The sequence below is a fragment of the Streptomyces sp. NPDC058469 genome, from assembly GCF_042721125.1.
In the GTDB taxonomy this organism is placed as follows: Bacteria; Actinomycetota; Actinomycetes; order Streptomycetales; family Streptomycetaceae; genus Streptomyces.
Genome location: NZ_JBHXME010000131.1, coordinates 1 through 13,433 on the forward strand (window position 1 = coordinate 1; position 13,433 = coordinate 13,433).

Here is a 13,433-nt window from a genome sequence, read left to right on the forward strand (position 1 = left end):
CCGCCCGGCGCGGGTACGGGAGTTGACGCCGCCCGCCGTCGCGTCCGCCGCAAGGCCCCGCACACGCGGCGTGTGTCCGGGACCTTCCGCGTTCAGCACACCGGCGCCTGCGCCGGATCTCAGTCGAACTTCCCGACCACTGTCTCGAACTGCCGCACCATGGCCGACAACGACCGGCCGTCGAGATTGTCCATCACACGCTTGCGGGCACTCGCGAGGTGAATCGGATAGGCCGCCTGAAGCCGCTTCAGCCCCTCCGGGGTGAGGGTCGCGACATTCCCGCGGGCGTCTCCCTCATAGCGCCGTTTCACGACCTGGCCGCGACTCTGCAGCGCGTCGACGACGCGGGTGATACGGCTCGCCGACAGGGCGGTCGCCGCCGCGAGATCCGCCATGCGGAGTTCCTGGTTCTCGGCCTCGGACAGGCTCATCAGGACGACGTACTCGGTGAGCGTCAGTCCCGTCGCCCGCAGCAGATCGTCGTCCAGCGAACGCGGCAGCGCGACGATGACCCGCATCAGAGCACGCCAGAAACGCTCTTCCTGTGCGGTCAGGGATTCCTCGGCGGCGGTCATCCGTGCAGATTAGCGTGCTCAAGCAAAGAACCTCAAGCGACGACATCCCGCTCGACCTGTGGCCTGTCGGTCGCGATCGCGCGAGTGTCTGTCGTCACGACAACGGAGGTGAGCCCCGCCCGTGCCGCTATGCGTCCAGCCGGCGTACGTCGGTCACGCTGCAGGACATCGAGGCCCGGAAACCGGCGCCGGTACGCACCGGAGCCAGGTCCGCCAGTTCCTCGCCACGGGCCGCGAACAGGGTGATGTCGCCGGTGCCGGTCCACACGTCGGCGAGGTGCCGGTCGTTGAACTCGGCCATCACCAGCTCGTGCACGGCGGGCTTGTCGTACTGGCCGGAGACCAGGCGCGGGAAGTGCCGGAGGTTGACGGTGGGCCGTGCGAACAGCGCGGCCGGGTCGGGCGCCGGCTGCTGGAGCGTGACCGTGGCCTCGGCGAGGGTGTGCCCGGCCGCGACTACATGCTGACCGTGGACCCTCCTGAGCACACCCGGCTCCGCAAGCTGGTGACCCGCGCCTTCACACCGCGGCAGATCGAGGCACTGCGACCCCGCGCGCAGGAGATCGCGGGCCGGTTCGCGGACGACGTACTGGCCCAGGAGACACCGGAGTTGGTCGACGGCTTCGCCGCCCGCGTCCCCATCGCCGTGATCTGCGAACTGCTAGGCGTGCCGCTGGACAACTGGGACAGGTTCCGCTGGGCCTCGGAACAGATCGTGTCCCCGGTCGCCGGCAGTGACCGGGAGGAGGCCTACGTGTGGATGAGCGGGTATCTCGCCGAGCTGATCGCGGCCAAGCGGGCCGACCCCGGGCAGGACCTGCTGAGCGCGCTCGCCAACGACACCGTTGACGACCGGCTCACCGACCCGGAGTTGGTCGGTATGGCCTTCCTCCTCCTGATCGCCGGGTACGAGACGACCGCCAACCTCATCGGTGCCGTTCTCCTCGGACTCGTCCAACGGCCGGACCTCTTCAAGGCGTTGCGGGCCGATCCCGCCCTCGTTCCCACGGCGGTGGAGGAGTTCCTCCGCCTGGACGGGCCGGTGCTCACCGCGACCGAGCGTTTCGCCACCGAGGACATGCGGGTGGGTGAAGTGCCGGTGCGCCGGGGCGACATGCTGCTGGTGTCCCTCGCCGCGGCCGACCGGGACCCGGCCCGGTTCGAGGAGCCGGACTCCTTCCGCCTCGGGCGGTCGGCCGGCCATGTCGCCTTCGGCCACGGCATCCACCACTGCCTGGGGGCGCCGTTGGCCAGGATGGAGGCCACGGTCGCGATCACCGCGATGCTGGAGCGCGTCGAGAGTCTGGAACTGGCCGTGGACGCGGCCGACCTGGAGTGGGCACCGGGCCTGCTGATGCGCGAAGTGCGCCGGCTTCCCCGTGTCCGTCGTGGTCTCCGGGAGCCCGAACTCCAGCTGATGTCAGGTGACTTCGCCGCATCCTTCAGTCCTGGCGGCGGACCTCGATGAGGAGTGCCTGCTCGGGGTTGAGGGTGGGCATGGGCAGGCCGGCGGTGGCCAGCACCGAGCCGGGCAGACTCAGCCAGTCCTCCTGTGCGGCCGTCAGCCACGCGGGCGATGCGATCTGGTGGAAGGAGGGCAGGCCGAGGTCGGTGCGTACGCGGAGTTGGTAGCGGGCGTCAGGGCTCAAGCCGGGAAACGGCGTACGGCCGGACTGCCCCTCGGGGGAAGTGGCCACTCTCGCCCAGGAGTACAGCGCCCGTGAGCCGTCCTGGGCCACGACTCCGTGCAGTACCCGGGCCTCGTCCTCCAGGTCGGCGCGGACCGTGCGACCGCTGTGCAGCAGGGGACGCAGTTCGCGGTGGAGAGCGGTCCAAGCGGTCAGTCTGGCCAGTTCCGCCTCCGAACACTCGGCGAGATCCTGCTCGATGCCCGCGTGGCCGAAGAGGGCGGTGACCAGGCGGAACGTGTCGGAGGTGACGCGTCCGGTGGTGTGGCTGCGGGCTGCGCCGACGTGGGTGCCGACGAGTTCGGGTGGGAGGAGTTGGACGGTCCAGTTCTGGATCGCCTGGCGTTCCACGGGGTCGTTGCAGTCCGAGGGCCACACCCGGTCGGTGCGTTCGAGTACGCCCAGGTCGGCCCGGCCGCCGCCGCTCGCGCAGCTCTCGATCTCCAGTCCGGGATGACGCTGCTTGACCGCGTCCAGCAGCCGGTACAGCGCCTCGACCTGAGCATGGCCCGCTGGCCGGTCGCCTGGAGCGTGCACGGCTTCGTGGAGTTCGCGGTTGTGGTCCCACTTGAGGAAGGCGATGTCGTAGCTTCCGACGAGCGCGTCCAGTGACTTCAGCAGGTAGTCGAAGACCTCGGGGCGGGAGAGGTCCAGGACGTGCTGATGGCGGGCGGTCGGGCCGAGGCCTGCGGCGGGACCGAGGATCCAGTCGGGGTGGGCGCGGGCGAGGTGGGAGTCGAGGTTCACCATCTCCGGCTCGACCCAGAGTCCGAAGTCCATGCCCAGCGACCGGACATGGTCGGCGAGCGGGCTGAGTCCGTCGGGCCAGACGGTCGGGTCGGCGAGCCAGTCGCCGAGGCCCGCGGTGTCGGCCCGGCGCCCGCTGAACCAGCCGTCGTCGAGCACGAACCGCTCGACCCCCACCGCGGCGGCCCGCTCCGCAAGGGCTCGCAGCCGAGCCAGGTCGTGGTCGAAGTAGACCCCTTCCCAGCTGTTGAGCACCAAGGGCCGGGGGCCGCACGGGTGTTGGGGCCGTGCGCGCAGGTGGCGGTGGAAACGGTCGGCGATGCCGTCCAGGCCGTTCGCCGACCATGCGAAGTGGCAGCGGGGAGTGCGGTAGGTGTCGCCGGGTGCCAGGCGGATCTCGCCCGCGCGGAGGAGTGCGCCACCGCCGAGCGCGGAGGCGTGAACGCCTGCTCCTTCAGGGAGTTGCTCGACGAGATAGCGCTGGTCGCCGCTCCACGCCACGTGTACGGCCCACACTTCTCCGGTGCGGAATCCGAAGCCGGGTACGCCCACCGTCAGGAGGTGCGGCGAGTCGACGCCGGGTTTTCCGCGTCGTACGTCGCGCACATGGGCGCCGTGGTGCAGCGGATGGCGTTGCGGGGAGCGTTCCCGGCTCCACTTCCCGGTGAAGTCCAGGATCTCGGCGGCCCGGCGCGGCAGGGGCAGCAGGGTCAGGGCGCCGGCCAGGTCGTAGGGCGTCGTATCGGCGCTGTCCGCGCGGGAGATGACGGCGTCGGCGGTGAGTATTCCGTGGGGGTCGAGGGTGTAGGTGAGGGTGATGTCCAGTGCCGATGCCGCGTCGGTCAGGTGCAGTTGGAGTACGCCGCCGCCCTCGGGGTCCGTACGGTGAGTGGCCCCGGTGAGGATGGGGCGGGGTGCGGTGGCGGTGCCTGCCCGGTGGCCGTGGTGGGCCGGGGTGCCGGACCAGCTGTCGGCCTCGGTGGGCCAGACGGTGAAGCGGCGCGGGATGTCGGGGGCGTTGTTGAGGATCGAGGGTTCGGCGGTCAGGCTCAGGGACGTCAGGTCGTCGGGGGTGAGGTCGCCCAGGTCGGCACCCCAGTGCAGGACCCTGGGGACCGGTTCGGTGAGTTCCACGGCGAGGCAGGTGCCGGCCGCGCGCAGGCTGACGACGCGCGAGGGGGTTGTGGGCATGCAGTCTCTTTTCGGGGAGGGCGGCGGGACGCGCCGTAGGGGACGCGTCCGGCCGCGGTGCGCCGGGGGGCGGCTGTTACTTCTGAGTGAGGATGGTCTTGGTCTTGGCCTGCATGTCGGCGAAGACGCTGTCGCCCTTCTGCCCGGCGAAGTAGCCCTCGATCAGCGGCTCGATCGCGTCCTGCAGGGCCGCGCCGTTGCGGAAGTCCGGTGACGGGTAGAGCTCCTTGTTCTTGAGCATGTCGGTGAAGACCGTCAGATCGACGCCCTGCGCCTTGAGGGCCTTGGCGGAGGCGTCCATCGAGGCGGGGATGGACGGGAAGAAGGTGCCGGTCGCCGACGCCTTGGTCTGGCATGCCTCGGAGCCCATGTAGGAGACCCACTTCCAGGCCAGGTCGGGGTTCTTGGTGCCCGCCCAGATGGTGTTGCCGTTGGAGTTGCTGAAGACGGCACGGGTCTTGTTGTCGGGACCGAGGACCGTGGGCGCGATGCCGACCTTGACGTCGGGGATCTTGGCGAAGGTGGACGCCGACCACGATCCGCCCGTCTCCATCGCGACCTTGCCCGAGGACAGCAGGTCGACGTCGGACACGGTGTTGGTGAACGTACCGATCTTGGGGGCGTAGCCCTTAGCCACCAGCGTGCGGATCCAGTCCATGGTCTTCACCAGGCGCGGATCGTTGTAGTTCAACTGGGTGGGCCAGTTGGCCTTGTTGCCGAGCCGCCAGCCCGTCGTGGAGACGAAGGAGCTCCACGTGGACTGGCCCAGGAAGTCCTTGGCGGCCAGCTGACCGAAGCCGTAGGTCTTGATGTTCGCCTTGTCGAATCCCGGCTCGTCACCGCGTCGGCCCTTGGTGTCGACGGTCAGATGGGCGATCATCTTGCCGATCGTGCCGCCGTTGTCGGGGTTCCAGTTCAGGCTCTGGACGTCCTTGGCGGTGTAGCCGGCCTTGGTGAGCATGCCGGTGTTGTAGTAGAGGCCGGTGGCCGCCCAGTCCAGGGGCAGGCCGTACTGGTGGCCGTCGGTGTACTTCCACGAGTCGACTCCGACGGAGAACCGCGACAGGTCGAACTTGTCCTTCTTGATGTAGTCGTCCAGCGGGAGCAGTTGGTGCTGGTCGGCGTACTCCGGGAAGAACTGGACGCTGTTCTGGAACGCGTCGGGAGCCTTGCCGGCCACGAAGCCGGCGGTGAGCTTGGTGAAGTAGTCCACGACGTTGTACTGGGTGATCTTCACCTTGACGCCCGGGTTGGCCTTCTCGAAGTCCGTGGCGCAGACCTTGTAGGCGGCGGCCTGCTTGTCGTCCCAGGTCCACCAGTTCAGGGTCGAAGAGCCGGAGCTGCTACCGGAGTTGGAGGAGCAGGCGGATACGAGGGCCGTCAGAGTGAGCGCGGCTCCCAGTGCCACAGCCTTGCGAACTCTCATGGTTCCTTCTTTCACTGGTCACTTGAGGCCGGAGAAGCCGATGGAGTTGACGATGCGTTTGCCGAAGGCGATGAAGAGCAGCAGCATCGGCAGCGCCGCGATGAGGGCGGCGGCCATCAGACCCGCCCAGTCGGGGGCGGCTTGGGGCGAGGACTGCTTGAAGACGCCGAGGGCGAGGGTGAGGGGTTGGACGCCCGGGTCGTTGGCGATCAGCAGCGGCCAGAAGTAGTCGTTCCAGGCGTTGACGAACATCAGCAGCGACACGGTGGCGATCGGCGCGGACGACATCGGCAGGATGATCCGGAAGAGGATCCGCAGCGGGCCGGCGCCGTCGATGATGGCGGCCTCCTCGACCTCGTTGCTCAGGCCGAGCATGAACTGCCGTAGGAAGAACAGCGTGAAGGCCTGGAAGAGCCCGCCGGGGAGGATGAGTCCGGCGAACGTGTCGGTGAGCCCGAGGTCCTTCACGAGGACGAAGTTGGGGAGCAGCGTGAACACGGTGGGCACCATCAGGGCGCTGATGAGGATGTTGAACACCAGGTCGCGGCCACGCCAGTGGAGCCGGGAGAACGCGTAGGCGGCGGCTGCCGAGATCAGCACGACCATCGCGGTCTGCACGGTTGCGTAGATCACGGAGTTGCGCAGGTAGAGCGCGATGTCGAGAGTGGCGCCGGAGCCGCCCTGGGCCAGGGCGTCCGAGGTGGAGGCGAGGCCCAGGACCCGCTCGAAGGCGCCCCAGGTGAAGCCCACCGGGAGCGGCGAGGACGGGTTGGTCGCCAGCTGGTAGTTGTTCGACAGCGCGGTGCGCAGGATCCAGTAGAACGGGAAGAGCGTGACGAGGACGATGACGCCGAGGTAGCTCCAGGCGACGGCCCGGCCGGGTGAGAACCTGCGGGTGTCATTGCGGGACGGGCGGCGCGGGACGGCCGCCGGGCCGGGTGCGATGGTGACAGCCATGGTGGCGGCCTCCTTCAGTTCAGGTCGGATTCGTTGGCGCGGGCGAGCCGCAGCTGGGTGAAGGTGACCGCGATGAGCAGGGCGAACAGGGCGAGCGACATGGTGGCGGCGTAGCCGAAGTCGAACTGCCGGAAGGCCTTGCGGTAGATGTACATCTGCAGCACGTTCGAGGCGTTGGCCGGGCCGCCCTCGGTGGTGACCTGGACGATGTCGAACACCTGGAAGGAGTTGATCACCGTCAGGACGACCACCATGACGAGGATCGGCCGCAGCAGGGGCACCGTGAGCCGGCGGAACATCTGCACCTCGCTCGCGCCGTCGACCCGGCCCGCCTCGTAGATGGTCGACGGGATGGTCTGCAGGCCGGCGAAGATCAGCAGGGCGTAGTAGCCCATCCACTTCCAGACGCTGATCGCCGCAAGGGAGGGGATCGCCCAGCCCCCGCTGCCGAAGAACAGGATGGAGTGGCCGGTCAGGTGCTTGAGGGCGATGTTGACGATGCCGAGGGTCGGGTCGAGCATCCACTGCCACACCAGGGCGGCGATGACGTTGGAGATCAGGAACGGCAGCAGGATCACGCCGCGCAGGACCGACGACCGGGTCACCCGGTGCAGCACGACCGCGGTCACGAGGGAGATCACCGTGCCGAAGGCGACGGACAGGAGGACGAAGTAGACGGTGACGAGCAGCGAGTGCCAGAAGACGTCGTCCCCGAACAGCTCCCGGAAGTTGGCCAGTCCCACCCACTGCGGCGGCGAGAGGACGTGGAAGTCGGTGAAGCTGAGGTAGATGCCGCGCAGGGTCGGATAGGCGTAGAACATCGCGAAGCCGACCACGGCGGGCAGGATGAGCAGCAGGGCGACCGGCAGGTCCCGGCGGCGTGCCGCCGCCGACCTGGTGGCGGTGTTGCGTCGCGTTTTCCTGGTCGGGCCCTTGCCCGGTGAGGTGGCCGTGGTGGCCACCGCGCCCGGCTCACCGGACCGCGGTTTCACCGACGTTGCGTGGTTGCCCTGTGATGTGACCACCACAGCACCCTCCTTCGTGCGGTACGAACGGATGGATCAGACGGTGATCTTGTCGATGTCGGGCGCGTAGTCGGTGGCGTTGCCGAAGCGGATCGTGTTGTCACCGGCCTTCAGCGGCACCGGGACGGTGAGCGACTGCGGGGAACCCCAGCCGTTGTCGTTGGTGCCGGGCACCGGGATCTGGAGAGTGGTGTCGCCAACGGTCAGGTCGATGACGCGACTTGAGTCGGCGTCCACGTAGTCCAGCTTCATCAGGTACGTGCCGTCCTTCGGGGCGCTGACGTGGTTGACGGCCACCTCACCGCCGCCGAGGTTGCCGACCTTCTGTCCGCCGGAGCAGGCGCCGCAGCCCGCGACGACGGCGTTGCCGGTGAGGGTGTTGCCGGGCGCCTCGGCCTCGTAGGCGGTGGGCCCTCCGGACACGGGCGTGGTGACCCCAACCGCCTTGCTTGGAGCGGACGTTCGGCCCTCGGCGTCGCGGGCGACGACCGTGAAGGTGTGGGCGTTCGCGGCACTCAGTCCGGGAACGGTGGCCGTGGTGCCGGTGCTCGTGGTCACGGGCCGGCCGTCGGCGTAGACGGTGTAGCGGGTGACGGGCGAGGCGCCGGTGTTCACCTTGTCCCAGTCCAGCGAGACGCTCGTGGACGTGGCGGCCGTGCCGTGGACGCCCAGCGGAGTACCGGGGTTGGCGCCCTGCCCGTTCGGCGTGAAGGTGAAGAGCCGCGAGCCGTGCGCCGGCAGGTTCTCCGTCAGATGACCGGAGACGCGGCCGAGGTTCTGGTGCTGCCACAGGTCACGGACCGAGGCCGTCCCGCTGATGCCCAGATCGGCGAAGTCCGCGGTGACATCGGCGGCCTGGGAGCCCAGGTTGAACAGTGCGACGGTGTAACTGCCGTCGGGATTACGGGCGTACCAGGTCTGCTGGTTCGTGGTCTGGCTGACGGGCCGTGCGGGATGACCGGCCTGGTCGACGGCGATGACCTCGTCGTTGGTGAGCAACTTCAGCCCGTACGCGTCGAGTTTGGTGAGGTCGTCACCCGAGTACAGCGGCGCCGACTCGATGGCCCACAGCGTGGTGTAGCTCTGCCGCTCGGCCTCGGTGAGGCCGTCCATGGCGCCGGCTCCGACGTTCAGGGAGTCCAGGTTGTTCCAGTGCCCGGGTCCGGCGTCGTCGATCCACTGGACGACGTCGTTCCAGCGGACCTTCAGGGAGTTGTCCCACGTCACCAGCGTGTCGCAGTAGCACTCGACGTCGGTGTCGATCCGCCAGCCGTTGGAGTTGGCCTTCCAGGTCGCCGCCTGGGTGTGACTCAGTGACCAGGACAGCGTCAACTGGACGGGACGGCCGGTCTGTTGGAGCGCGGTGTGCCAGGCCTTCACGTCCGGGGTGTTGTCGTGGTCCGCGTCCCCCTGCCACGAGCCCGGCCCCACGCCGTCGACCTTCAGGAAGTCCACGCCCCAGCCGGCCAGTTGGTCGGCGACGGAGTCGATGTACTTCTGTGCGCAGGGGTTGGTGAAGTCCATCTTGTACGCGGAGTTCCACCCGTTGGTCTTGCGCAGGTCGGGGTAGACGATGTCCGAGGTGGTGCAGCCGGGCGCGCCGTGGATGGCGGTCTTCCCGTCGCCGTACGCGGCGGGGTCGAGGCCCACGGCCAGGTACAGCCCGAACTTGAGGCCCTTGTGGTGGAGGTAGTCGCCCAGGGACTTCATGCCGTGCGGGAACGTGGTGGGGTTCGCCGTCGGCCGGGCGTACCCGTCGAAGCCACTCGACCACCCGGCATCCACGTTGATGTACTCGTAGCCGTGGGACTTGAGCTTCGAGGCGACCACGTCGGCCTGCTGCTTGACGTGTGCCTCGGTGAGCCAGCTCACCCCGCCGTAGCCGGGATAACTGGTCGCCTCCAGGCTCCAACTGCTCCAGCCCATATACGGCTTGGCGGCCAGGACGGCTTGCTGGTGGCCCGCGCTCGTCGGCGCCGGGGAGGAGTCCGTCGCCGACGCCGCGGTCGGTGCCGCGAGGGACACGACGAGTGCGGTGGCGGCCACGACGGAGAGGTGCCGGAGGCGCGCACCGCCCGCACGAAGTCTGTGGCGTACGGAGGATGCGGGTCCTGCTGGACGAGCCATGTGTTTACTCCATCTCGGCGCGAAAAGGCACGGCGGGGCCCTGGGAAGGACCGGAAGTGCCCCTGCACGGTCAGCCGCATGGGGAATTGGTGAGTGGGCGTTCGGTTCCGCCCAAGCGGCCGTAAGGCGACGCCCGTTGGAGAGCGCAGCCCGCGATGACTTACGCGGCCGGTCGGGGAGGAAACCGGCCGCCACCTGCGTCGGTGGACGTCCCATCCACCTGTCGTGAGGTGCCGCGAATGTAGCCAGGCTTTTCTTCCACCGTCAACATATTGCGCAGCGCGAATCATCGACATTCGCGGAAAGAATGGAGCAGGATTCGGGCGATGAGTAGAGGAGACGGGCGCCGAACGCCGCGATCCTTCTTCTTTCTTCTTTTCCAATGGAAATGTATGGTCGCCGCATGACGCTCGCCGATCAGCCACCCGCGGCCGCTCTGCTCTTCCAGACCCTCCTCGCCCACGGCCCGCTCACGCGCGCCGAGATCGGGCGCCGTACCGGCCTGTCGCCCGGCGCGGTCACGAAGGTCGCCACTCCCCTGCTGACCGACGGCTGGATCAGCGAGCTGGGCCGCTCTGCCGAGCGCACCCCGGGCCGGCCGGCCACGCTCATCGCGGTGCGTGGCGAGCGCGCCCGCTTCGTGGGCGTGAAGATCACCGGTGACGAACTCATCGGCGCGCTCACCGACTTGACCGCACGGCCCCTGGCCACCGCGCGGGCCGTCCTCGGTTCGCGTGACGTCGGCACGGTCGTCCTGGCCGTCGCCCGGCTCGTCGACCAGCTGAACGCGAAGGCGGCGCCGCACGAACCGGGTGCCCTGCACGGCATCGGCGTCACGATCTCCGGGGACGTCGACGGCCACACCGGGACCGCCCAGTACTCACCCTTCCTGAACTGGCGCCGCGTGCCCCTGGCCCAACTCGTCCAGACGGCAACGGACTTGCCGACCGTCATCGAGAACGACGTCCGTGCCCTGACCGTCGCGGAACAGTGGTTCGGCGTCGGGGTCGGACTGTCGTCGTTCGCCCTGGTCACCGTCGGCGCGGGCATCGGCTGCGGCATCTCCATCGGCGGCCGGGTCGTCTCCGGTGCGCACGGCGTCTCGGGAGAGGTCGGCCACCTTCCCGTGGGCGGCACCGACCGCGTGTGTACCTGCGGCAACACCGGCTGCGTCGAGGCCGTCGCGTCCACCCAGGCCATCACGGAGCAGGCCCGCCGGGCGACGGGCGACCCGGCGCTGACGATGGACGGCGCGGTCCGCCTCGCCCATGCCGGCAACGCCGACGTCCGCGCGGTCTTCGCCCGGGCGGGCCACGCCCTGGGCCTCGCCCTGGCGTCCGTGGCCAACCTCATCGGACCGGAACGCATCATCATCTCCGGTGAGGGCGTGGCCACTTACGACCTGTACGAGGACCAGATCCGCACCACCTTCGCCGCCCGTGCCTTCGGCGCCGCGGCCGACTGCGACCTGGTCGTCAGACCCCTCCCCTTCGAGGAGTGGGCCCGCGGAGGCGCCGCCGTCGCCGCGCAGCACGTCTTCGCCCCCGCCAAGTAGCCCACAACACAGCCGAGTTCAGCCTGAGCCGCCCCCTCTACACCGTCACGAAAGCGCATGCCATGCTGAAAGCTTTCCCGGACCAGAGCTTCCGCGATGTCCACGTCCCGCCAGGAACGCTCCGCTACGACCGCCCCGCCACCCGCTGGTTCGAAGCCCTGCCCATCGGCAACGGCCGTCTGGGCGGCATGATCCACGGCGGCACCGACCGGGAGCGGATACAGCTCTCCGAGTCGACCGCATGGTCCGGCGGCCCCTCCACAACGGACCTCAACCCGACCGCCCGGCAGCACGTCCCGCGCATCCGCGAACTCCTCTTCGCGGGCGACTACGCCGAGGCGCAGCGGCTCGCCGCCGAGCATCTCCCGGGCAGGGCACCGTCGTTCGGGACGAACATGCCCCTGCCAGAAGTTCAACTCGCTTTCCCTGACGGGGTTTCGGCCCAGGAGTACCAACGGACGCTGGACCTGGACACGGGCCTCGCCACGGTCACGTACGTACAGGACGAAGTCCGCTTCACCCGCGAGGTGTTCGCCACCAACCCCCATGGCCTGATCGCGATCCGCCTCACCGCGGACCGGCCCGGATCGCTGGCCTTCGCCCTCTCGATCCGGGACGGCGTACTCCCCGGTGACACGACCGCGACGGACTCGTGCGTCACCTTCAACGGCCACGCATACGAGAGCCTGCACAGCGACGGGCAGCAGGGCGTCGCGCTGGAGATCCGTACCCACCTCCAGGCCGAAGGCGGCACCGCGCACCGCACGGGAGACACACTTCGCCTGGAAGGTGCCGACAGCGCGGTCGTCTACGTCGTCGTAGGGACCGACTGGGCAGGAGCGGACCCGCGAGCGCGCGCGGAATCGCTGCTGTCCGCGGGCCTGGAGGTCGGCTACGAGGCGGTCCGGGCGGCGCACATCGGGGACCATCGGGCGCTGATGCGACGGGTCTCCCTGGATCTCGGTTCGGCTCCGCCCGACCTCGCGGCCCGGCCCACCGACGCCCGTCGCGAGCGGCTCGCCTCCGGGAAGGCCGACGACGAACTCATAGCCCTCTACTTCCAGTTCGGCCGCTACCTGACGATGGCCGGCTCCCGCGCCAACTCCCCTCTGCCACTTGCCCTGCAGGGTCTGTGGAACGACGGCCTGGCGAGCAGCGCGCCCTGAACGAACGACTTCCATCTGGACATCAACACCCAGCAGAACTACTGGGCCGCCGAGTCGACCAACCTGGCCGAGTGCCACGAGCCGCTGTTCGGACTGCTGGAGATCCTGGCGGACCACGGCCGGGCGACCGCCGACGAGTTGTACGGCGCGCCGGGCTGGGTCGCGCACACGGTGACCAACGCGTGGGGGTACACGGCACCCGGCTCCGGCATCGGCTGGGGCATGAACGTGACCGGCGGGGCCTGGCTCGCCCTCCAACTGTGGGAGCACTTCGAGTACGGCCGTGACGAGACGTTCCTCCGGGAGCGCGCGTACCCGATCCTGCGCGGGGCCGCCGAGTTCCTCCTCGCCTACGCGGTCGAGGAACCGGAACACGGCCTGCTCGTCACCGGGCCGTCGGAGTCGCCGGAGAACTGGTATCTCGCGCCTGACGGCAGCCGCTGTTCGGTGTCCATGGGGGCCACCGCGGACCGGGTGTTCATGGAGGCCGTGCTGCGGATCTGCGCGGAGAGCGCCGAACTCCTCGGTGTCGACGCCGACTTGAGGAGGAGGATCGCCGCCGCGCGCCGTCGGCTGCCGCCGTTGCGGATCGGGCGGCACGGGCAGGTGCGGGAGTGGCTGCACGACTACGAGGAGGCCGAGCCGAGCCACCGGCACACCTCCCATCTCAGCGCCCTGTTCCCGGAGCGCCAGATCACCCCGCGCGACACACCGGACCTCGCACGCGCCGCGGAGGTCACCATCGAACGCAGGCAACAGGCCCCGGGCTGGGAGCAGACCGAATGGGGCGAGGCCAACTTCACCGTCTACTACGCCCGTCTCCTCAACGGCGAGGCGGCCCTGAAGCACCTCACCAGCCTGATCGCGGACGCCAGCGAGGCGAACCTGATGACGTTCTCCGCCGGCGGGGTGGCCGGCGCCGCGCAGAACATCTACTCCTTCGACGGCAACGCCGGCGGCACGGCGGGAGTCGCCG

General features: G+C 69.2%; 9 protein-coding genes and 1 pseudogene. 3 read left to right on the forward strand and 7 right to left on the reverse strand.

From position 1 onward, the window contains the following. Window positions 1-119: 119 nt before the first annotated feature. Together ACFWP5_RS38730 and ACFWP5_RS38735 are read right to left on the reverse strand one after the other, a co-directional pair. On the reverse strand, window positions 120-575 hold the full coding sequence (locus ACFWP5_RS38730) for a MarR family winged helix-turn-helix transcriptional regulator (protein WP_384167901.1): 456 nt from the start codon (window positions 573-575) through the stop codon (window positions 120-122). Between the two features lie 127 nt (window positions 576-702). Beyond that, window positions 703-1,062: an acetoacetate decarboxylase family protein gene (locus ACFWP5_RS38735; RefSeq protein WP_384167904.1), complete on the reverse strand. Its 360-nt coding sequence runs from the start codon at window positions 1,060-1,062 to the stop codon at window positions 703-705. Between ACFWP5_RS38735 and ACFWP5_RS38740 the strand changes: the two genes are divergently transcribed. Then, window positions 1,045-2,043, forward strand: coding sequence for a cytochrome P450 (locus ACFWP5_RS38740; protein ID WP_384167907.1), 999 nt, complete (start codon window positions 1,045-1,047; stop codon window positions 2,041-2,043). The two genes, ACFWP5_RS38735 and ACFWP5_RS38740, sit on opposite strands and share 18 nt — an antisense overlap. Here the strand turns inward: ACFWP5_RS38740 and ACFWP5_RS38745 are convergent. The 5 genes from ACFWP5_RS38745 to ACFWP5_RS38765 form a co-directional block, all read right to left on the reverse strand. Beyond that, a complete protein-coding gene (locus ACFWP5_RS38745) occupies window positions 2,018-4,201 on the reverse strand; it encodes an alpha-galactosidase (protein WP_384167910.1) in 2,184 nt (727 codons plus the stop codon). The two genes, ACFWP5_RS38740 and ACFWP5_RS38745, sit on opposite strands and share 26 nt — an antisense overlap. A 76-nt stretch (window positions 4,202-4,277) precedes the next feature. After that, entirely contained in the window at window positions 4,278-5,627 is a 1,350-nt protein-coding gene (locus tag ACFWP5_RS38750; RefSeq protein WP_384167913.1) for an ABC transporter substrate-binding protein, read from the reverse strand. 18 nt (window positions 5,628-5,645) lie between these two features. Further along, entirely contained in the window at window positions 5,646-6,584 is a 939-nt protein-coding gene (locus ACFWP5_RS38755; RefSeq protein WP_384167915.1) for a carbohydrate ABC transporter permease, read from the reverse strand. A gap of 14 nt (window positions 6,585-6,598) precedes the next feature. Next, on the reverse strand, window positions 6,599-7,612 hold the full coding sequence (locus ACFWP5_RS38760) for a carbohydrate ABC transporter permease (RefSeq protein WP_384167918.1): 1,014 nt from the start codon (window positions 7,610-7,612) through the stop codon (window positions 6,599-6,601). 33 nt (window positions 7,613-7,645) lie between these two features. Continuing rightward, window positions 7,646-9,736 carry a fibronectin type III domain-containing protein gene (locus ACFWP5_RS38765; protein ID WP_384167921.1) on the reverse strand — a complete coding sequence of 697 codons (2,091 nt, stop codon included), beginning with the start codon at window positions 9,734-9,736 and terminating at the stop codon, window positions 7,646-7,648. A 403-nt stretch (window positions 9,737-10,139) separates the two neighbouring features. On the opposite strand from ACFWP5_RS38765, the gene ACFWP5_RS38770 reads away from it, so the two are divergent. Both ACFWP5_RS38770 and ACFWP5_RS38775 read left to right on the forward strand, forming a co-directional pair. Next, window positions 10,140-11,291: an ROK family protein gene (locus ACFWP5_RS38770; protein ID WP_384167924.1), complete on the forward strand. Its 1,152-nt coding sequence runs from the start codon at window positions 10,140-10,142 to the stop codon at window positions 11,289-11,291. A gap of 62 nt (window positions 11,292-11,353) precedes the next feature. Further along, window positions 11,354-13,429, forward strand: a pseudogene (locus ACFWP5_RS38775) (glycoside hydrolase N-terminal domain-containing protein); the annotation flags it as partial. Between the last annotated feature and the right edge of the window lie 4 nt (window positions 13,430-13,433).

What these genes read in the sequence shown, in the direction of transcription:
- ACFWP5_RS38765 (WP_384167921.1), bottom strand. Translation starts at nt 9,736, where the DNA reads ATGGCTCGTCCAGCAGGACCCGCATCCTCCGTACGCCACAGACTTCGT.
- ACFWP5_RS38755 (WP_384167915.1), bottom strand. Translation starts at nt 6,584, where the DNA reads ATGGCTGTCACCATCGCACCCGGCCCGGCGGCCGTCCCGCGCCGCCCG.
- ACFWP5_RS38770 (WP_384167924.1), top strand. Translation starts at nt 10,140, where the DNA reads ATGACGCTCGCCGATCAGCCACCCGCGGCCGCTCTGCTCTTCCAGACC.
- ACFWP5_RS38730 (WP_384167901.1), bottom strand. Translation starts at nt 575, where the DNA reads ATGACCGCCGCCGAGGAATCCCTGACCGCACAGGAAGAGCGTTTCTGG.
- ACFWP5_RS38750 (WP_384167913.1), bottom strand. Translation starts at nt 5,627, where the DNA reads ATGAGAGTTCGCAAGGCTGTGGCACTGGGAGCCGCGCTCACTCTGACG.
- ACFWP5_RS38745 (WP_384167910.1), bottom strand. Translation starts at nt 4,201, where the DNA reads ATGCCCACAACCCCCTCGCGCGTCGTCAGCCTGCGCGCGGCCGGCACC.